The sequence below is a fragment of the Ponticoccus sp. (in: a-proteobacteria) genome, assembly GCF_048381735.1.
In genome coordinates this window covers 224,055-243,890 of record NZ_JBLXGL010000004.1, presented here as the reverse complement: position 1 = coordinate 243,890, position 19,836 = coordinate 224,055, and the positions used below count along the sequence as shown (strand labels likewise).

Annotated in this window: 16 protein-coding genes and 2 tRNA genes; 11 read left to right on the top strand and 7 right to left on the bottom strand. The window is 68.9% G+C overall.

Annotated elements, in window-relative coordinates; all coding sequences use genetic code 11:
* Positions 1 to 65: 65 nt before the first annotated feature.
* Entirely contained in the window at positions 66 to 488 is a 423-nt protein-coding gene (dksA, locus tag ACN5KJ_RS10690; protein ID WP_418593874.1) for an RNA polymerase-binding protein DksA, read from the bottom strand.
* Between the two features lie 168 nt (positions 489 to 656).
* On the opposite strand from dksA, the gene ACN5KJ_RS10685 reads away from it, so the two are divergent.
* The gene (locus ACN5KJ_RS10685; protein WP_023850080.1) at positions 657 to 1,496 is read left to right on the top strand and encodes an AAA family ATPase; all 840 of its coding nucleotides are present in this window, start codon (positions 657 to 659) and stop codon (positions 1,494 to 1,496) included.
* 128 nt (positions 1,497 to 1,624) lie between these two features.
* Here the strand turns inward: ACN5KJ_RS10685 and ACN5KJ_RS10680 are convergent, their stop codons facing one another.
* Positions 1,625 to 2,218 carry a hypothetical protein gene (locus ACN5KJ_RS10680; protein WP_347164995.1) on the bottom strand — a complete coding sequence of 198 codons (594 nt, stop codon included), beginning with the start codon at positions 2,216 to 2,218 and terminating at the stop codon, positions 1,625 to 1,627.
* Between the two features lie 247 nt (positions 2,219 to 2,465).
* Here ACN5KJ_RS10680 and ACN5KJ_RS10675 point away from each other — a divergent pair, with 247 nt between their 5' ends.
* From ACN5KJ_RS10675 to ACN5KJ_RS10655, 5 genes are all read left to right on the top strand, one after another.
* Positions 2,466 to 3,368, top strand: a complete 903-nt coding sequence (locus ACN5KJ_RS10675; protein ID WP_418593873.1) for an AEC family transporter — start codon at positions 2,466 to 2,468, stop codon at positions 3,366 to 3,368.
* Positions 3,369 to 3,731: 363 nt separating this feature from the next.
* Positions 3,732 to 4,121 carry an N-acetyltransferase family protein gene (locus ACN5KJ_RS10670; RefSeq protein WP_418593932.1) on the top strand — a complete coding sequence of 130 codons (390 nt, stop codon included), beginning with the start codon at positions 3,732 to 3,734 and terminating at the stop codon, positions 4,119 to 4,121.
* Positions 4,121 to 5,512 (top strand): DUF2927 domain-containing protein, encoded by a 1,392-nt coding sequence (locus ACN5KJ_RS10665; protein WP_418593871.1) that lies wholly within the window; start codon positions 4,121 to 4,123, stop codon positions 5,510 to 5,512. Before ACN5KJ_RS10670 ends, ACN5KJ_RS10665 begins: the two co-directional genes overlap by 1 nt.
* Positions 5,509 to 5,676: a hypothetical protein gene (locus tag ACN5KJ_RS10660; protein ID WP_023850075.1), complete on the top strand. Its 168-nt coding sequence runs from the start codon at positions 5,509 to 5,511 to the stop codon at positions 5,674 to 5,676. Before ACN5KJ_RS10665 ends, ACN5KJ_RS10660 begins: the two co-directional genes overlap by 4 nt.
* Positions 5,677 to 5,773: 97 nt before the next feature.
* Positions 5,774 to 6,955, top strand: coding sequence for a vWA domain-containing protein (locus tag ACN5KJ_RS10655; protein WP_418593869.1), 1,182 nt, complete (start codon positions 5,774 to 5,776; stop codon positions 6,953 to 6,955).
* 484 nt (positions 6,956 to 7,439) lie between these two features.
* Here ACN5KJ_RS10655 and ACN5KJ_RS10650 read toward each other — a convergent pair whose 3' ends face one another.
* Positions 7,440 to 8,849, bottom strand: a complete 1,410-nt coding sequence (locus tag ACN5KJ_RS10650) for an L-serine ammonia-lyase (RefSeq protein WP_418593868.1) — start codon at positions 8,847 to 8,849, stop codon at positions 7,440 to 7,442.
* Between the two features lie 523 nt (positions 8,850 to 9,372).
* On the opposite strand from ACN5KJ_RS10650, the gene ACN5KJ_RS10645 reads away from it, so the two are divergent.
* The gene (locus ACN5KJ_RS10645; RefSeq protein ID WP_418593867.1) at positions 9,373 to 10,308 is read left to right on the top strand and encodes an AEC family transporter; all 936 of its coding nucleotides are present in this window, start codon (positions 9,373 to 9,375) and stop codon (positions 10,306 to 10,308) included.
* Between the two features lie 148 nt (positions 10,309 to 10,456).
* Here the strand turns inward: ACN5KJ_RS10645 and ACN5KJ_RS10640 are convergent, their stop codons facing one another.
* Positions 10,457 to 11,743, bottom strand: coding sequence for a PQQ-dependent sugar dehydrogenase (locus ACN5KJ_RS10640; protein WP_418593865.1), 1,287 nt, complete (start codon positions 11,741 to 11,743; stop codon positions 10,457 to 10,459).
* A gap of 571 nt (positions 11,744 to 12,314) precedes the next feature.
* Here ACN5KJ_RS10640 and ACN5KJ_RS10635 point away from each other — a divergent pair.
* The 3 genes from ACN5KJ_RS10635 (at position 12,315) to ACN5KJ_RS10625 (ending at position 18,150) form a co-directional block, all read left to right on the top strand.
* Positions 12,315 to 13,484, top strand: coding sequence for an efflux RND transporter periplasmic adaptor subunit (locus ACN5KJ_RS10635; protein ID WP_418593864.1), 1,170 nt, complete (start codon positions 12,315 to 12,317; stop codon positions 13,482 to 13,484).
* Positions 13,485 to 13,500: 16 nt separating this feature from the next.
* Complete coding sequence (locus ACN5KJ_RS10630) at positions 13,501 to 16,599, top strand: efflux RND transporter permease subunit (protein WP_418593862.1); 3,099 nt, start codon at positions 13,501 to 13,503, stop codon at positions 16,597 to 16,599.
* Between the two features lie 363 nt (positions 16,600 to 16,962).
* Positions 16,963 to 18,150, top strand: a complete 1,188-nt coding sequence (locus tag ACN5KJ_RS10625) for a tetratricopeptide repeat protein (protein WP_418593861.1) — start codon at positions 16,963 to 16,965, stop codon at positions 18,148 to 18,150.
* Between the two features lie 204 nt (positions 18,151 to 18,354).
* On the opposite strand, the gene ACN5KJ_RS10620 is transcribed toward ACN5KJ_RS10625, so the two are convergent.
* The 3 genes from ACN5KJ_RS10620 to ACN5KJ_RS10610 form a co-directional block, all read right to left on the bottom strand.
* Positions 18,355 to 18,430: transfer RNA gene (locus ACN5KJ_RS10620), tRNA-Val, on the bottom strand.
* A gap of 331 nt (positions 18,431 to 18,761) precedes the next feature.
* Positions 18,762 to 18,836: transfer RNA gene (locus tag ACN5KJ_RS10615), tRNA-Val, on the bottom strand.
* A 19-nt stretch (positions 18,837 to 18,855) separates the two neighbouring features.
* Positions 18,856 to 19,452, bottom strand: coding sequence for an HU family DNA-binding protein (locus ACN5KJ_RS10610; RefSeq protein WP_347165005.1), 597 nt, complete (start codon positions 19,450 to 19,452; stop codon positions 18,856 to 18,858).
* A gap of 173 nt (positions 19,453 to 19,625) precedes the next feature.
* Between ACN5KJ_RS10610 and ACN5KJ_RS10605 the strand changes: the two genes are divergently transcribed.
* Positions 19,626 to 19,814: a hypothetical protein gene (locus tag ACN5KJ_RS10605; protein WP_418593859.1), complete on the top strand. Its 189-nt coding sequence runs from the start codon at positions 19,626 to 19,628 to the stop codon at positions 19,812 to 19,814.
* The last annotated feature ends 22 nt before the right edge of the window (positions 19,815 to 19,836 follow it).

The following is a 19,836-nucleotide window of genomic DNA, read 5'->3' as shown; positions in this document are numbered from 1 at the left end:
CCGTCTTGCCGCCCGAACCGCGCTCCTCCCGGCTCTGGCTGCACGGCCTTGTTTCCGCGCGGGGCTCAGTCGTCCCGGTGCACCTTCTCGCGGCGCTCGTGGCGCTCCTGCGCCTCAAGGCTCATTGTGGCGATGGGGCGCGCGTCCAGCCGCTTCAGCGAGATCGGCTCTCCGGTGACTTCGCAGTAGCCGTATTCGCCCTCTTCCAGGCGGCGCAGCGCGGCGTCGATCTTGTTGACCAGCTTGCGCTGGCGGTCGCGGGTCCGCAGTTCCAGCGCGCGGTCGGTTTCCTCGCTGGCACGGTCGTTCACGTCGGGAATATTGCGGGTTCCGGCCTGCAGGGTTTCAATGGTGTCGCGGCTGTCCGCCAGCAGGTCGTTTTTCCATGCGATAAGCTTGCGTCGAAAATACTCCGTCTGCATTTCGTTCATGAAAGGTTCGTCTTCGGCCGGCTGGTAATCGTCTGGTAGAAAGCTTTCTGGTTTCATGGTTGCTCCCTCATCTACGCCAATTTGACCCATGGAAAATTCCCTAGATATCTGGCACCCCTACGGGGTGGACTTAACCGAAGGTCGCTGTCTTGTCACTACACAATAGCGCGGCCCCGGGCCGGTTTAGCCCCGCCGATGTAACCTTTTGTGAAGGATGCCTGACGAATGCGCTTTGACGGAACCGACCGCTATATCGCGACCGACGACCTGACCATGGCCGTGAATGCAGCGGTGACGCTGGAGCGCCCGCTGCTGGTGAAGGGCGAGCCCGGAACCGGCAAGACCGAACTGGCCCGGCAGGTCGCAGAGGCCCTTGGCCTGCCCATGATCGAATGGTCGATCAAATCCACCACCAAGGCCCAGCAGGGGCTTTACGAATACGACGCGGTCAGCCGGTTGCGCGACAGCCAGCTGGGCGACGCGCGGGTGAACGACGTGGCCAATTACATCCGCAAGGGCAAGCTCTGGCAGGCCTTCGAGTCCGAGGGCAAGGTGGTCCTGCTGATCGACGAGATCGACAAGGCCGACATCGAGTTTCCCAACGACCTGCTGCAGGAACTCGACCGGATGGAGTTCCACGTCTACGAGACCGGCAAGACCGTGCGCGCCGCCAACCGCCCGATCGTCATCATCACCTCGAACAACGAGAAGGAACTGCCCGACGCCTTCCTGCGCCGCTGCTTCTTCCACTACATCCGCTTTCCCGATCCCGACACGCTGCGCCGCATCGTCGAGGTCCACCACCCCGGCATCAAGGAGCAGCTTCTGACCGTCGCGCTGACGCAGTTCTACGAGCTGCGCGAGCAGCCGGGACTGAAGAAGAAACCCTCGACCTCCGAGGTGCTGGACTGGCTGAAGCTGCTGCTGGCCGAGGACCTGACCGCCGAGGACCTGAAGCGCGACACCGGCAGCGCGCTGCCGAAACTGCACGGCGCGCTGCTGAAGAACGAGCAGGACGTGCATCTCTTCGAACGGCTGGCCTTCATGGCGCGGCGCGAGCGCTGATCCCGGGCGCACGGCCCGCCTGACCCGCAGGCGCGGTGGCGCCCTCGGGCCATGCCGGGCCTGGACTGGCAGGTGGGGCGCCGGGCCCCGTCAGGGGCGCGCTCAGAGCGCCCGGCAGGTCCGGCCCGCTAGGCGGTCAGTTCCTGTTCCAGATGGCGGCGCCGGCGCGCCGAGGTGATCTGCCGAGTCAGCACGTCCTCCGACCGGTAGCCGATCGTCCCGCCCTCGTCCCGGACCTCGAACCGCTTGTAGCCGCCCATCAGCCGCTTGGCCTGCTGCGCGGCCACGATCACCGTGATCTCGACACTGTCCGGCACAGGCCCGGCGGCGTCCTCCATCGCCCGCTCGCAGATCCGGCGAAACGCGCCGATGTCCAGCACCTCACCCCCGCACAGCGGCCCCTGGTTGGTACGGTCGCGCATCTCGCCGCCCAGCGGATCGTCTTCATGAACCCGGTCTGTGACCAGTGTCGCAAAGCGCTCTTCCCCCGCACGCACGTCCACCTTGATGCCAAGGATGTAGACCATGTCCGACCCCATGTTGGTCACCAGGCAGCGCGCCTCGCCATCAGTGTCGACGGCCCGGGCGATATGGACGACGGCACGGTTGGCGCGCCGGAAACTGGTCAGGAACAGGTGCAGATAGGCCAGCCAGACCAGCAACATGGCCCCGTTCAGCACCACGTTCAGCCCGCCGCTGTGGTCTTGCAGCCAGTCGATCATTCGCGCCTCCCCTGGGGTTCGATGCGCTGGCCCAACACGGACATGGCCCGGGGGTTCCGGGACGGCGCCGGACCTCGCCCCCCCGGTTTCGGCTCCGGCCCGCGGCATCCGGTCGGAAATCGGCCCCCAAAGCGGTCGCCCATGCCCCCCCGGGCCGCGCCGCCGCATGCAGGCCCGGCCCTTCGCCGCTGCTTGCACCCCCTGCCCGCGCATGCTTTGTCAGGCCCGTGACCGCGAAAGCCCCCCAATGCTGCACGTCCTGACCCACGACATCCTGCCCGTCTTCTTCATGCTGGCGCTCGGCCTTGCACTGGGGCGCGCCAAGGTGGTCAGCGCAGCCGAAGCCGCGACGCTGAACCGGGTCGCCTTCCTGATCCTGCAGCCGGCGCTGATCTTTCCGCTGATCGCCCGGCTGGACTGGTCCAGCTTTCGCGTCGACGCGCTGGCGGTCTATGCCGCGATGGAGGTGCTGGTCTTCACCCTGACCTACCAGCTGCTGCGCCGGGTCTTCCGGCGCGCGGCGATGGAGGCCTGGCTTCTGTCCATGGCCACGGTCTTCGTCAACACGCTGCTCTACATCTGGCCGATCTCCTTCCTTATCTACGGAGAGGCCGCCGCCCTGCCCGTCACCGCCCTCGTGGCCTGGGATTCCGCCGTCGCCTTCGCCTTCTTCATCATCTCGACGGACCTGATGTCGGGGCGCGGCGCGGGCCCAGGCGCGGCGATGCGACGGCTGGCACGGAACCCGGTGCTGATCGCCATCGCGCTGGGGCTGGCGGTGAACATCGCCGGGCTGGCGATCCCCGCCCCCTTCCTGACCGCCTTCGCCTTTTCCGGGGCCGCCGCCGCACCGCTGACGCTCTTTGCGCTCGGCGTCATCCTGTCGGGCCATGCGCTGTTGCCGGGTCCGGTGGTCTCGACCGTCACCGCGATCAAGCTGGCGGTCTTTCCGGCGCTGGTCTGGCTGGCGCTGTCGCTAACCGCCGCGCCCGGGACATGGCAGACGCTCTTCACCCTGACCGCCGCCGGGCCGTCGGGCGCCATGGCCTTCGCGCTGGCCATGCTCTACGGCGTCCGCACGGATGCCATCGCGCCGGTGATCGTCTGGACCTCTGTCCTGTCGCTGATCTCGTTGTCCTGGCTGGCCTGACGAAGAGGCGCGCGTGCAGGCCGGACCGCCGCCCGGGGCCCTGCGCCGCATTCACGCCACGGTCCGCGGCACAGCAATAAGGCTGTGCCGGCCGGGATTGTTGCAAGCCTGCACCGCACGGACCAATGGTTATCAAGGGGTTAACCCGCGACCTTCCGCATTCGGGATGAAATTGCAGCCCGGGAACAGATGCCTTGTCCAGTATCCGCCTTTTTGCCCTATAGTTTCCGCACAGTGGACAGAAAATCATCGGATACAAAGAACATCCGAGTGAACCAAAAGCAGGCAGGTTTCGAATTGTCCCAGGATACGGCTCTGAGCCTGCGCGCCCTGCGCGCCGAGGATGAACCGGCATGGCGTGAAATGTGGAGGGCGTATCTGGCCTTTTACGAAAGCACCGTGCCAGAGGCGGTCTATGCCTCCACCTTCGCACGCCTTCTGGGCGACGACCCCCGCGACTTTAACGCCCTGGTCGCCGAGAAGGACGGCGCCCTCGTCGGACTGGCGCATTACCTGTTCCACCGTCACGCCTGGAAGATCGAGGAGGTCTGCTACCTGCAGGACCTCTACGCCACGCCCGAGACCCGGGGCACCGGCGTCGGGCGCGCCCTGATCGAGGGCGTCTATGCCGCCGCCGATGCCCATGGCGCGGGATCGGTCTACTGGCTGACGCAGGACGGCAACCGGACCGCGCGCAGGCTTTACGACCGTATCGGCGCGCTGACGCCCTTCATCAAGTACCAGAGGGCCTGATGCGCACCGCCAGACGACTGCTTCTGCCGTTCTACATGATGCTGGGCGCCTGCATGCCGGTCCAGAACACGGAAACCGCGACCCGGGCCGCCGCCGTGCCGGTGCAGGCGGCCAGCACGCTGCCCCCGATGAAGAGCTTCTCGGTGCCGCGCCCCGCACCGACGGTGGCCTCGAACGCCGATATCGCGCGGGATTTCCTCGACCTCTCCTTCATGCTGGAATCCGGGCGCGCCCTGCCGGTCTTCACCCGCTTCGAGGGGCCGATCTCGGTGCGGGTGACCGGCGCGCCGCCGGCCTCGCTGGGGCCCGACCTGACGCGGCTTCTGCACCGCCTGCGCACCGAGGCGGGCCTTGACATCGCCCTGACCGGTGCGGCGCAGGCCAATATCACCCTTCAGGCCGTGACCCGCGAAGAGATCCGCCGCACCCTGCCGAGCGCCGCCTGTTTCGTGGTGCCCAACGTCACCTCCCTGGCCGAGTACCGCAGCCTGCGCCGCACCAGGCAGGTCAGCTGGTCGCAGCTGCGCAACCGCGAGACGCTGGCGATTTTCCTGCCCAACGACGCCAGCCCGCAAGAGGTGCGCGACTGCCTGCACGAGGAACTGGCGCAGGCGATCGGTCCGCTGAACGACCTCTACCGCCTGCCCGACAGCGTCTTCAACGACGACAATGTGCACACGGTGCTGACCGGCTTCGACATGCTGGTGCTGCGCGCCTATTACGATCCGGCGCTGCGCACGGGCATGACCCGCGCCGAGGTGGCCGAGCGCCTGCCCGCGATCCTCGCCCGGCTCAACCCGGCGGGTCAGGGGATCGCGCCCCGGCGGCTGTCCACAACGCCCCGGGCCTGGATCGAGGCGGTGCAGACCGCGCTTGGCCCCGGCGCCAATGCCGCCGAACGGCGCGCGGCGGCCACAAAGGCGCTTCAGGTCGCCACCGCCATGGGCTGGACCGACCATCGCCGCGCCTTTTCGCATTACGCCATGGGGCGGCTCTTGCAGGCCACCGACCCGGCCGGGGCGCAGGACAACTTCGTGCTGGCGCAGCGGTTCTTCGGCCCCGGCCCGGACACCGCGCTGCACCGCGCCTATGTCGCCTCGCAGCTGGCCGCCTATGCGATCAGCACAGGCCGGGCCGAGGATGCGCTGTATCTTCTGACCCCGCATCTGGACACGGCGGCGCAGCACGAGAACGCGGCGCTTCTGGCGACGCTGATGATGCTGCGCGCCGAGGCGCTGGAACTGGCGGGCCATGTCACCGAGGGACGCAAGGTCCGGGTGGACTCCCTTGGATGGGCGCGATACGGCTTCGGCTCTGACTGGGCCGTGCGCGCCAAGCTGCGCGAGGTCGGCCTGCTGAACCCCGCCAGACGGAGACAGGGCGCCTTATGATCGTGATTGCAGGAGCCATCCTTGGCGCCATTCTCGGCGGCATCGTCGCGGCCCGCCGCAAGGGCAACAAGGCCGATATCGCGCAATACGCGGTAGTCTACGGCATCGCCCTCGCCCTTGCCGGGCTGGTCCTGACCATCGCCATCGAGAAACTGATCGTCTGAGGCGGGGGAAAGCGGCTTCGAAGCCGCTTTCGAAAGGCCCTTCGAAGGGCCTTCGCGCCGGTGGACAGGGCGCGCCCGGCATCCTAGACCTGTGGCCATGTTCGTGCCCTTCTTCGAGACCCTGCGCAAGGCCGGTGTGCCGGTCACCCTGCGCGAGTACCTGTCCTTCCTCGACGGCATGGCCGCGGGGCTGGCGACCTATGATGTCGAGGCCTTCTACTACCTCGCCCGCGTGTCGATGGTGAAGGACGAGCGCCATCTCGACCGCTTCGACCGCGCCTTCGCCGAGGCCTTCAGGGGGCTGGAGCAGATCGGCGTCGACGACGTTCTGAACGCCGTCGACCTGCCCGCAGACTGGCTGCGCAGGCAGGCCGAGAAACTGCTGACCGAGGAAGAGAAGGCGCAGATCGAGGCCCTTGGCGGCTTCGACAAGCTGATGGAGACGCTGAAGGAGCGGCTGGCCGAGCAGAAGGGCCGTCACCAGGGCGGTTCGAAGTGGATCGGCGCCGGCGGCACCTCGCCCTTCGGCGCCTATGGCTACAATCCCGAGGGGGTGCGCATCGGCCAGGACGAGAGCCGCCACAGGCGCGCGGTAAAGGTCTGGGACAAGCGCGAGTTCCGCAACCTCGACGATACGGTCGAGCTGGGCACGCGCAACATCAAGGTCGCGCTGAAACGGCTGCGGCGATGGGTGCGGCAGGGCGCCGAGGACGAGCTGGACCTCGACGGCACGATCCGCGCCACCGCCGAACACGGCTACCTCGACGTGCAGACCCGGCCCGAGCGGCGCAACGCGGTGAAGGTGCTGCTGTTCCTCGACGCGGGCGGGTCGATGGATCCCTTCGTGAAGGTGGTCGAAGAGCTGTTCTCGGCGGCGCGGGCCGAGTTCAAGCACATGGAGCATTTCTACTTCCACAACTGCCTCTACGAGGGCGTCTGGCGCGACAACCGCCGCCGCTGGGACCGGCAGGTGCCGACCTGGGAGGTGCTGAACACCTACGGGCCGGACTACAAGTGCATCTTCGTCGGCGATGCCTCGATGTCGCCCTACGAGATCGCCTATCCCGGCGGCGCCAACGAGCACTGGAACGCCGAGGCCGGGCAGGTCTGGCTGCAACGCGCGCGGGACCAGTGGCACGATCACCTCTGGATCAACCCGGTGCCAGAGACGCATTGGCCCTACACCCAGTCGATCGGCATGATCCGCGAGATCTTCGAGGAGCGCATGGTGCCGATGACGCTGGAGGGCATCGACCGGGGCGTGAAGCTGCTGGCCTGACCCTCCGCGCCGCTGCGCTGCGGGGGAGCCGAGCGCAGAGGTGTTTGGACCAAGAAGAAGCCCGGCGGCAGGGCCTTGCCGAGCCGTGGGGTGGCTTGGGGCCGGGGATCGCCTGTGCTGGCGCTCTGGTGCCGGGGACGGGGCGCAGGGGTATTTGCACCAAGAAGAAGACCGGTGGGCGGGGCGTGCCGAGCCGCTGCGGTGCCTGGGGCCGGGGATCGCCTGTGCTGGCGCTCTGGTGCCGGGGGCGGGGCGCAGGGGGTATTTGGACCAAGAAGAAGGCCGGTGGGCGGGGCGTGCCGAGCCGCTGCGGTGCCTGGGGCCGGGATATGGTCCCCTGTGGCGCTCTCACCGGGGGCGGTGGCGCTCGGGTCGGGGGCAAGCCTGGCCGCTTCGGCAGCAGGTCAGGGCTGCGCCTGCCTCCGGCGCGTCCGGGCTGGGCGGGACGCGGTCCGGGGGCGGTTATGGCGGTGAAAGGGGGTGGTCAGCACTCCGGCAGGTTGACCGCAATGCCGCCCGTCGAGGTTTCCTTGTACTTCAGGTCCATGTCGCGGCCGGTTTCCAGCATCACCCGGATGCAGTTGTCGAGCGGCATGAAATGCGTGCCGTCGCCGCGCAGGGCCAGCGAGGCGGCGGAGACCGCCTTGATCGCCCCCAGCGCGTTGCGTTCGATGCAGGGCACCTGCACGAGCCCCGCCGCCGGATCGCAGGTCATGCCGAGGTGGTGTTCCAGCGCGATCTCGGCGGCATTCTCGACCTGCGCATTGCTGCCGCCCAGCACCGCGCAGAGGCCCGCGGCCCCCATGGCGGCGGCAGAGCCCACCTCGGCCTGGCAGCCCGCCTCGGCGCCCGAGATCGACGCGTTGTGCTTGATCAGCCCGCCGATGGCGGCGGCGACCAGCAAGAGGTCGCGGCAGCCCCTGCGCGTGGCGCCCACGCAGTGGTCGCGGTAGTAGCGCAGCACCGCAGGCACCACCCCCGCCGCGCCATTGGTGGGCGAGGTCACGACGCGCCCGCCGGCGGCGTTTTCCTCGTTCACCGCCATGGCATAGACCGAGAGCCAGTCGTTGGCCTGATGCGGCTGGGCGAGGTTCATGCCTTTTTCCGCCTGCAACTGGTCGTGGATGTTCTTGGCCCGCCGTTTGACCTTGAGGCCGCCGGGCAGGATGCCCTCCTGCTCCAGCCCGCGCGCCACGCAGCCGTCCATGGTGTCGAGGATGCGGTCGATCCTTGCGTCGAGATCGGCGCCGTGCAGGACGGCTTCGTTGGCGCGCTTCATCTGCGCGATGGTAAGGCCCGAGCGCGCGCCCATCTCGAGCATCTCGGCGGCGGTGCCGAAGGGGTACGGGAAGGCATGGGCGGTCTTTTCCGACTTCAGATCGTGGCCGCCCGCCTTCTGCGCCTCCAGCTCTGCCGCGGTCAGCACGAAGCCGCCGCCGACCGAGTAGTAGGTCTGCTGCATATAGGGCGCGCCCGCGCTGTCGAAAGCCTTCAGGATCAACCCGTTGGCGTGGCCGGGCAGCGAGGGGCCATAGTCGAAGACGAGGTCCGTGGCAGGATCGAAGCGCAGGGCCGGCAGGCCCTCGGGGCGCACAACCCCCTCTGTGCGCACCGCCTGTTCGAGGGCCTCGGCGCGGTCCGGGTCCAGCGTTTCGGGCACCAGCCCGCAGAGCCCGAGGATCACCGCACGGTCGGTGGCATGGCCCTTGCCGGTGAAGGCCAGCGAGCCGTGCAGAGAGGCGCCCAGCCGGGCCAGCTCTCCGGCGCCGGGGGTCTTCTCGGCCCCGCCGCGCAGGTCGTCGAGAAAGCGCGCGGCGGCCACCATCGGCCCCATGGTATGCGAGGACGAGGGTCCGATGCCGATCTTGAAGACGTCGAAGACGGAGAGAAACATGCGCGGCCTTTCCCTGGGTGTTGCAGCGGGCTGGTTCGGGTCGGCGCACTCTGCGACAGGCGCTTCGGACGGACAAGGTGTCGGATCGCGGGCGGCTGGCGGAAGGTCGCCGCGCCCGCGCAGAGGGTCGCATTCCGTCATCCCGCGGCGAAGATTTCCGCCGGGGCGCCGCGGTCACCCTGCCCCGGTTCGGGGTCCGACAAGCGGGCGCGGGGAATCGGGCTGGCCGGGGACAAGGGGAGAGGCCGCCCGCCCGGCCCATGCCCTGCCCCGATGCATTGGGGCGCGGGAGAAGCGCGGCCCCTGGACGGCCGGGGAGAAATACCTACAGCGGGCTGCGCCTGCCCTTTTCTGACCGGGGTGCCCGCCGGATCGGCGCCGGGGAGCAAACGAGGCGCGGCTGTTCCGGTCCGCGACCGCGACCGCGACCGAGGCCCTGCCCGCCCTTTTCCCTGCCCACAGGCCTGCTATGGCTGCATGGTGGCCAGAGACGGCCGCCTCTGACACCGCCGGGACCGCGACCATGACCTCCGCCATCCTTCTCGCCCTCTCGCCGATCGTGCTGATCATCGCACTTGGCCACCTGCTGAAGCGCCGCGCCTTCCTTGCCGAGGGCTTCTGGCCGCAGGCGGAGCGGCTGAGTTACTACATCCTGCTGCCCTGCCTGTTCTTCAACAGCCTCGCCACGGCGGATCTCGGGGCGATCCCGGTCGGACGGCTGGCAGCGACGCTGATCCTGTCGACCCTCGCCGTGGCCGGGTTCGTGCTGATGATCCGCCCGACACTCAGGATCGACGGCCCGGCCTTCACCTCGGTCTTTCAGGCCAGCATCCGCTTCAACAACTACGTGGGCGTGACGCTGGTCACCGGGCTGTTCGGATCGACGGGGCTGGCGCTGGCGGCGCTGTCCAATGCCTCTCTGGTGCCCACGGTGAACATCCTCAGCGTGCTGGTCTTCTCGCGCTTCGCCACGGCACGGCTGGGACCACGGCAGGTGGCGGTGCAACTGGCGACGAACCCGCTGTTGCTGTCCTCGCTGGCGGGGATCGGCTTTCAGCTGGCCGCGCTGCCGATCCCGGCGGGCGTGGAGCCCGCCCTGCGGACGCTGGGCGCCGCCTCGCTGCCGCTTGGGCTGCTTTGTGTCGGCGCGGCGCTGGACTTCGGCGCGGCGCGGGCCTGGTTGCGGCCCATCGTGGTCTCCTCGGCGGTGAAATTCGCGATGCTTCCGGCGGTCACGCTGGCCGTGGCGCTGCTTCTGGGGCTGGAGGGGCGCGCCCTGACCACGGTGCTGCTGTTTCAGGCGCTGCCGACCGCCTCTTCGGCCTATATCCTCGCCCGGCAGCTGGGCGGCGATGCGCCGCTGATGGCCGGGATCACGGCGGCGCAGACGGTTCTGGCGCTGGTCACGCTGCCGCTGGTGATGTCGCTGATGGCGCTGCTTGTGGGGATCGGGCTGTAGGCAGGCCGCAGGGGCAGACCCGCCCGGCCCCTGATCCGAAAGACCCGGCGCGACAGCGCCCGCCCGGGACCAGCCATTGGGCTGCGGAAAGGGGGCGGTCGCGCCGAAGGATCGCGACGGCGCCCCTGCCCCCGATGTGCCCCGCCCGTCAGGCCGCGCTGACGCGCCAGATCGCGTCGCCGACATCGTCGGCCACCAGCAGCGATTTGCCGTCCGGTCCGACGGCCACGCCCACCGGGCGCCCGTAGGCCAGCCTTTCGTCCTCGGACAGGAAGCCGGTCAGGATGTCGCGCGCCGGACCCGAGGGCCTGCCGCCCTCGAAGGGCACGAAGATCACGCGGTAGCCGCTGAGGATCGAGCGGTTCCAAGAGCCGTGCTGGCCGATCACCATGCCGGGGCCGAAGCCCGGCAGCACGCCCTCGGGCAGCCAGCACAGGCCCAGCGAGGCGGTGTGGCCGCCAAGCGCGTAATCGGGTGTGATCGCGCTGGCCACCTTGGCGGCATCCTGAGGGACGCGGTCGTCCACCACCTTGCCCCAGTAGCAATAGGGCCAGCCATAGAAGCCGCCATCCTGCACCGAGGTCAGGTAGTCGGGCGGCGTCTCGTCCCCCAGCCCGTCGCGTTCGTTCACCACGGTCCAGAGCGCACCTGTCCCCGGCTCCCACGCCATGCCGACGGCATTGCGCAGCCCGCTGGCAAAGATGCGCGCGGCCCCGGTGGCCACGTCGACCTCCCAGATCGCGGCGCGGCCCTCTTCGGCCTCCATGCCCGCATCGCCGATGTTCGACAGCGAGCCCACGCCGACGTAGAGCTTCGTCCGGTCGGGCGAAACCAGCAGGCTGCGGGTCCAGTGGCCGTGCGGCTTGAAGTCGACGATCTGCTGTCCGGCGCCCGACAGCGGCTGCCCGGGCGTGTAGTCGAAGACCTTCAAACCGTCGGTATTGCCGAGGTAGAAGCTCGATCCGACCAGCGCCATGCCGAAGGGCTGGCGCTGGTTCTCGACAAAGACCTCGCGATGTTCGGCGACGCCGTCGCCATCCGCATCGCGCCAGAGCGTCACCCGGTTGGCGCTGTCGCCGATCGCCTTGACCCGGCGCATGGTCGCCTGCGCGGCATGGTCCATCAGGGTCTTCGGCGCGGCTGGCTGTTCCTTGGATTCCGCCACCAGCACGTCGCCGTTGGGCAGCACCTCGATCCAGCGCGGATGATCAAGCCCCTCGGCGAAGGCCTTGACCGACAGGCCCGGCGCGCAGATCGGCAGACGCCCGTCCTTGAAGCCCTCGGCGGCGGGCATCTTCAGCGTCATGATCCCCTGCGCGCGAGCCTCGGGGATCTGCGGTTCGCTGCCGAAGGCCTGGATCGCGGGCGATCCCGCCCGGCGCGTGGCTGCAATGACTCCTCCGACCAGAGCGGTCGCCTTGGCGATCAGGTCCATGATCCCTCCCGTTCCTGTTTGCGCTATCCTCGCTTGCGCCATCCTAGGCCAAAGGCGCGGGACAGGACAGGGGGCGTGGACGCTGTCGCGGCAGGGCCGGTGCCCGGGCAACGGGCGAGAGGCTCTGCCTCTCGCGCTCTCCGAGGTATTGTCAGACCGAAGAAGGGGGGCGCGGCGCATTGTGGTCCGGGACGGTGGGGGACGCGGGCGCGGCGGCGGGGCCGGTCCGCGCGTGGCTGGCGCAGCAGGCATGGCGGCAGCAGGCATGGCGGAAGACCCGCAGGAAGACCCGAAGGGAGGTAAACAGATCTTGTCTTGGCGGATGCCGCGCGCCGGTGCAGGCTGAGCGGAGGCCCCCCGGTCGTGCCCCGGGCCGGAAAGCGTTGCGCGGGCCCCCAGTTGGTGCCATCGTCTGCGCCGAAAGCCCGGGCGGGCGGCCTTGCGGTGAGGCGCGGCCCGGATGCCGGGGGCACAGGCAAGGGCCCCTGAGGCGCCCCCGGCCCCGTGCAGCGAAACAGGGCGTGCCGGGACGCCGAAACCGGCCCGGCCCGGGGCCATTGAACGGAAGACCATGCGCGTCCTGAAGCAAATCATCCTCTGCATCGCGGTCCTGGCCGGGACCGGCTACCTCTGGCTGACCTATGTCCCCGGCGCCGCCGCCTTTCTGGAGCGCACCGGCGTGACCGATCTGCTGGGCATCCGGGTGGGCGCCGCCGAGGCCTCGGAAAGCGGGGGCGGCGGCTTCGGGCCGCGCGGTCCGGCGCAGGTGGTCGTGGCCGCGGTCACCGAGGCCACCGCCAACGACCGCATCGACGCCATCGGCGACCTGCGCGCCCTGCGCGGCGCCACCCTGCGCACCGAGGTCAGCGGCGAGGTGGTCGACGTCGCGCTGGAGACCGGCGGCTTCGTCGAGGCGGGCGCGGTGATCCTGCGGCTGGACGACGAGGCCGAGCGCATCGCGCTGGAACGCGCGCAGCTGATGCTGGAAGACGCGCGCGGCGACGTGGCCCGGCTGGGCCAGCTTCAGGGCACCGGCGCGGTGACCGAGGTCCGCCTGCGCGAGGCACAGCTGGCGCAGCGCACCGCCGAGCTTGCGGTCACCGAGGCCCAGTTCCGCCTGTCGCAGCGCACGGTGCGCGCGCCCTTCTCGGGCTGGCTCGGGCTGCTCGATGCCTCGGTGGGCGAGCGCCTGTCGCCCAGCGACACCATCGCCACCCTGACCGACCGCTCCGAGGTGCTGATCGATTTCCGCGCGCCGGAACGCATCGCCAGCCGCATCGCCCCCGGCATGGCGATCGAGGCCCGTTTTCTGGGCGGTGGCCCTGCCGCGCCCCTGACCGGGGAAATCCACGCGGTCGACAATATCGTCGACCCCCGCAGCCGCACCCTGCGCGTCCAGGGCAAGCTGCCGAACGAGGGCGACCGCCTGCGCGCCGGCATGTCCTTTGCCGTCACCCTGCGCTTTCCCGGCGACAGGCTGGTGGCGGTCGATCCGCTGGCGGTGCAATGGGCCAGCGAGGGCTCCTACGTCTGGGCGGTGCGCGACGGCAAGGCCGCGCGGGTCGGCGTGACGATCCGCCAGCGCGACGCCGACCGGGTGCTGGTCGAGGCCGATCTGGCCCCCGGCGACGCGGTGGTGACCGAGGGCGTGCAGTCCCTGCGACCGGGCGCCGAGGTGGCGGTGGCCAACCCGCCCGAGGCGGGGCTTGCGGCAGAACCGCCCTCGCGCAGCGCGCTTTGACAGGGGGACGCGCCAGATGACCGACCGCTCGCAATCCGCGCTTGCCTCGGGCACAGCGCTGTTCGTGAAACGCCCGATCCTGGCCTTCGTGCTGTCGGCGCTGATCGTTCTGGCGGGGCTGGCAGGCCTTGCGGGCGTCGAGATCCGCGAACTGCCCAACGTCGACCGCCCGGTCGTCACGATCACCACAAGATACCCCGGCGCCTCGCCCGAAAGCGTCGACCAGGAGGTGACGGGCCGCATCGAGGGCGCGGCAGGACGGGTGTCGGGCGTGCGCTCGATCTCGTCGAACTCGCGGTTCGGGCGGTCCCGGGTGACGCTGGAATTCGAGGAAAGCGTCGATCTGGACGTGGCCGCCACCGATGCGCGGGACGCGGTGGCCCGCATCGCCGGGCAGCTTCCCGACGATGCCGAGCAGCCCGAGATCGTCAAGGCGGACGCCAATGCGCAGGCGGTGATCCGCGTCGCCGTGACCTCTGCCGGGCGCTCGCCGCAGGAGCTGACGCAGATCGTCGAGGACCGGGTCGAGGACCGCCTGCTGTCCGTCGCGGGTGTGGCGGACCTGCAGATCTACGGCGACCGCCTGCCGATCTTCCGCATCGACATCGACCAGTCGAAGCTGGCGGCGCGCGGGCTGACGCTGGCGGATATGCGCGCGGCGCTTTCCGACGTGGCCTTCGACGCCCCCGCCGGCGACCTGACCGGCAACAGCCAGAGCATCGCGGTGCGCACCACCGCCACCATCGCCACCACGCGCGGCTTCGAGGATCTGGAGCTGGCCCCGGATGTCTTCGTCCGCGACGTGGCGACCGTGACGCTGGGCCCCGCCCCGAACGAGACGGTGCTGCGCGCCAACGGTCAGACCGGGATCGGCCTTGGCATCATCCGGCAGGCCACCTCGAACACGCTGGAAATCTCGGCCGCCGTGCGGGCGGTGGTCGCCGAACTGGACCGGACCCTGCCCGGGGACGTGTCGATCTTCGTCACCTCGGACGACGCGATCTTCATCCGCGGCTCGATCGAGGAGGTGTTGAAGACGCTGGCCATGGCGACCGCCATCGTGGTCGCGGTGATCTTCCTCTTCCTGCGCGACGCCCGTGCCACGCTGATCCCGGCGCTGACCCTGCCCGTGGCGCTGATCGGCACGCTCGCGGCGATCTACCTCGTGGGCTTCTCGGTCAATATCCTGACGCTGCTGGCGCTGGTGCTGGCCACCGGCATGGTCGTCGACGACGCCATCGTGGTGCTGGAAAACATCGTCCGCCGCCGGTCCGAGGGCATGGGCCCCCGTGCCGCCGCCGTGCTGGGCACGCGGCAGGTCTTTTTCGCGGTGGTCACCACCACGGCGACGCTGGCCGCCGTCTTCGTGCCGCTGTCCTTCCTGCCGGGACAGGCGGGCGGGCTGTTCCGCGAGTTCGGCTTTACGCTGGCCATCGCGGTCATGCTGTCCTCGCTGGTGGCTCTGACGCTCTGTCCGGTGCTGGCCAGCCGCCTGCTGTCGCGCGCCCCCGACGCCGATCCGCGCGGCCCGCTGGTCTGGCTGGGCAACCGTCTGTTCCGGCTGTACCGCTGGACGCTGGGGCTGGCGCTGGACCTGCCCTTCGTGGTGCTGCTGGTGGCGGTGCTGTTCTCGGCCACGGCGGTTTTCGTCGGCGGCGGCATCCGGCAGGAGCTGACCCCGCGCGAGGACCGCGCCGTGGCGCTGCTGTCGGTCTCGGCGCCGCAGGGGGTGTCGCTGCAATACACCACCGCGAAGATGGCCGAGATCGAGGCCCTGATCGACCCGCTGCGCGAGACCGGAGAGGTCACGAACGTCTTTTCGATCACCGGCTTCGGGTCGGACAACCGGGGGTTCATGGTCTTCTCGCTGGCCCCGTGGGAGGATCGCGCCCGCAGCCAGGACGAGATCGTGGGCGAGATCAACGGCAAGCTGCGCGGCGTGATCGGCGTGCGCGCCTTTGCGATCCAGCCGAACTCGCTGGGCATCCGGGGCGCCGGGCGCGGGCTGTCCTTCGCCATCACCGGCGACAACTACGCGCAACTGGCCGAGGTCTCCGAGCGGCTGGTCGCGCGGATGCAGGACAACCCCGCCATGGGGCAGGTCCAGCTGGAGTACGAAACCACCCAGCCGCAGCTGTTCATCGAAATCGACCGCGAGCGCGCCTCGGACCTCGGGATCGATATCTCGGGGCTGGGCGAGGCCCTGCGCGCGGTGCTGGACGGGCGCACGGTGGGCTCTGTCTTCATCGACGACCGCAGCTTCGACATCCAGATGCTGTCGACCTCGAACCCGGTGAACGACCCCGGCGACCTGGCCAATATCTTCGTGCAGACCGGCGACGGCCAGACCGTGCCCATGTCGACCTTCGTCACGCTGGAAGAGCGCGCCATCGCGCCGGAGCTTGACCGCGAGGGGCAGAACCGCTCGGTCGAAATCTCAGCGGGGCTGACGCCGGAACTGGCGCTGGGGGATGCCATGGCGCAAGTGCAGGCGCTGGCCCAAGAGATCCTCGCCGAGGAAAACCGCATCGTGCCGCTGGCAGAGGCGGCCACGCTGGACCAGACCTCTTCGGGGCTGCTGCTGGTCTTCGGCTTCGCCATCGCCGTGGTCTTCCTGGTGCTGTCGGCACAATTCGAAAGCTTCATTTCGGCGGTGGTGGTCATGGCGACGGTGCCCATCGGGCTGGCCTGCGCCGCCTTCGCCATGGTTTTCACCGGGTTGTCGCTGAACGTCTACAGCCAGATCGGGCTGGTGATGCTGATCGGGATCATGGCCAAGAACGGCATCCTGATCGTCGAATTCGCGGACCAGTTGCGCGATCAGGGCGCCTCTGTCCGGGACGCGATCCTCGATGCCTCGACGATCCGCCTGCGTCCGGTGATGATGACCATGACCTCGACGGTGCTGGGTGGCGTGCCGCTGATCCTGTCGGCGGGCGCAGGCGCCGAGGCGCGCGAGGCCCTGGGCTGGGTCATCGTCGGCGGGCTTGGGCTGGCGACGCTCTCGACCCTGTACCTGACGCCGGTGGCCTACCTGCTGCTTGCGGGCTTCTCCAAGCCGCGCGTGATGGCCATGCAGCGGCTGGAATCCGAGCTCGACGAGGCGCTGGCCTGACGCGGCCCGCACCGGGGGCTGCGCCTGCACGCCGGGTGCACCCCCACCGAAAGCACTGCGGCCCTGCGGGTGCCCTGCCCCGCCAACAGCCCGGCCCTCAGAGGCCCAAATGCCCTGCAGGCCCCGCCCGCAAACGGTTCGGGTCGGCGTCCGCGCGCCAAGGGAACGCCCCCGCTTTCGTCTTCTCCGCTGTGCGCCCCCTCGCGCCAGGCCATTCGGGACAGAAGGCCCCGCCCGGGCGGGACGCCCCTGCGCAGGCCGAGCGCGCCACCGCCAAATCAAACCTCGAAAAACCTCGAAAAACCTCGCCCCCCCTTGTATCGATAAACAAATACGTTTCCCGCCCCGAAGAAAGGCGCCCCTATGAACGCCCCTGTGAAGCCGCGCACCACCACCCCCTTCGACCGCAAGATGGCGCAGGCGAAGAAGCTGCGCGCCGCACAGGACTTCGAGCAGGCCGCCCTCCTTTACGGCGAGGCTGCGGCGATGCTGCCGAACGCCAAGGCCGGGTTGTTCATGGCCATGTGCCAGCGCGACGCCGGGCGGACCGAAGAGGCGCTTTCCAGCTACCGCAGCTACGCCGATCGAAACCCCCGGGATTTCGACGGCTGGTGTGGCCTTGGCGTGCTGCTGAAACGCCTCGGTCGCTATGAAGAAGCCATCGGCCCCATGCAGCGCGCGCTGGCGCTGCGGGACGATGCCCCGGCCCGGAACACCCTGATCGCCTCGCTCTGGCGCGTGGGACGCAAGGAAGAGGCCCAGACCGAGGGTCACAGGAACCTCATCCTGAAGCACCGGCTGGCGCATCAGGCCTTCGAGGCCTCGCCCAGCAAGGACCTGACCGTCAAGCCGGGCGGGCGCGGCTTCGACCCCGAGCGGCGGAACCGGAACATCATCGCGTTTTCGCTCTGGGGGGATCGCCCGGAATACATCACCGGCGCGCTGGTGAACGCGCAGATCGCCCAGCATCTTTACGTCCGCTGGACGCCGCGTTTCTACTGCGACACCTCGGTGCCGCAGGACGCCCGGGACGCCCTGAAGGCCTATGGCGCGCAGGTCGTCCTGATGACCGGCAAAGACGATGCCGCGATCCGCCCGATGTGGCGGTTCCTGGCCTCGGACGACCCCGATATCAACGTCTTCGTCTGCCGCGACGCCGATTCGCGCGTGAATGCAAAAGAGCTGCTGGCGGTCACGGACTGGCTGAATTCCGGCTGTCGCTTCCACATCATGCGCGACCACATCTACCACCACGAGTTGATCCTTGCCGGGATGTGGGGCGGCATGGCCGGTATCCTGCCCAATATGCGGGACTGGCTGCGGTCTTCGCCGAAGTACTTCGACAACAAGTTCGGCGATCAGGCCTTCCTTGCGGATATGCTTTGGCCGCTGATTTATCGGGACGCCAGGATCCACGACACCTACTACCGCTTCCCCAAGGCCGGCCCCTTCCCGGCTGGATACGACCTGCCCGGGCTGATCCATGTGGGGGGCGGCACGAAGAACATGCCGCACTGGTCCAACTACGTGAACCTGCCCCGGGGGGCGTGATCCCCAGATCCGGGCGACACCGGCGCAGGACAGATCCGCGCGGGCTCCGGTCGGACATCAGCGGGACTGGCCGGACCTATCTATGGTCGATACCAGCCGGCACAGATGCAGGAGGGGGTGCTGGGGTTCCCAGGCCTGAGAGACCGGTTGGGGTCAGTGACTTCGGCGAAACGCCTTGGAATCCGCCTGTACGCCTTGGAGATATGGTGGGTGATGAGAGACTCGAACTCCCGACATCTTCGGTGTAAACGAAGCGCTCTACCAACTGAGCTAATCACCCGGTCCGACGGCATTTAGCCAAACTGCTCCGGCAGCGCAAGAGGCCCGGGCCACAGCCGTCCGGAGTGGCCCTGCCCGCGCCCTAGGCACAGCCGCGCCGCCGGTCCCTTTTTCCCTTGAGCAAGCGCCAGTACGCAGGTCAGGCCGGGCTGCGGCACGCCCTGCGCCGGGACCCGCGTGCGGCCTGTGTGCGGCCTGTGCGTGGACCTTCGCGCAGGCTTCGGCCCCGCCCCTGCAAGACGCCCGCCCCTCTGGACCGGGGACCGGGCCTGCTACGGTCGAGCGCCGGACATGAAAAAAGGGCCTCGCGGCGATGCGAGGCCCCTGAATTCTGGTGGGTGATAAGAGATTTGAACTCCTGACATCTTCGATGTGAACGAAGCGCTCTACCACTGAGCTAATCACCCGGTGCCGGGCGTATTAGACTCACTCCGCCGCCTGCGCAAGGGGGTTTGTCCGGGAATCTTGCGGATCCTCCGGTTGGCGCACACGGGTGTGCACGACCAGCCCGCGACCGCCCTTCTTCAGCCGTGTGACCTTGACCTTGCCCAGCGGCACGAGGTTCAGCTCGCGGCCCGAGGCCAGCGCCTCGCCCATCACCGCAAGCGCCGCCTCGATGGCAGGCTTCACATCGCGCTTGCGCATACCGCTGCGCTGCATGGCCAGCGCGATCAGCTCGCGCTTGCGCAGCTCTGGCGGCGCCACGAAACTGACGTCGCGCACCTCGTCCGGCCCGGCCTCATCGGTCTCGTCCGAAGGGATCTGGGCGGCCCCCTGCGGCTGCGGCGGTTCCGGCAGGGGCTGATGCTCGGCCTGTGTCGGATTGTCCGGATCGGGGATCCCGGCCTCCAGATCGGCCTGTGCCTCTGCCTGAAGCCAGGCCTGATCCGCAGCCAGCGCGGCGGCAATTGCCGCCTCTTCCGCCTCGGATGCCGCCTGAGCACGGCGTCTGGCCCGCAGGCTGGCCTTGTTCGCACCCGCCTTCCGCCGACGGGGCAACGGCGTCTCTGTCTTGCTTGTCATCTGCCTGTCTCTGCTCTTTTTCTGCCCGACGACGGCCCGTCTTCCGCAGGTCCGCGCGTTTTTTTGTTGCATCAGTGTATCAGAAAAACCGAATCGATCAAAGCGCCCGGTTGACTCGCAAAGGAGCCCTGCCGCAGGCTTCGGGTTCAACCATCCGGGCTGGAGCATTAAGCATGAAATCCATCGTACTGGGCGCAGGTCTTTTTTTCGCAGCTTCGACCGCCTTCGCCGGCAACTACGATCCCCCGCATATCGATCCCCCGGTGATCATCGAGGATGCCGCCAATTCCAGCACCGATTCCGGCGGCATCGTTCTGGGCATCATGACCCTGCTGCTGTTTGGCGCCGCCGCGGCCAACTAAGCGCCCGAACAACTTGGGGCCA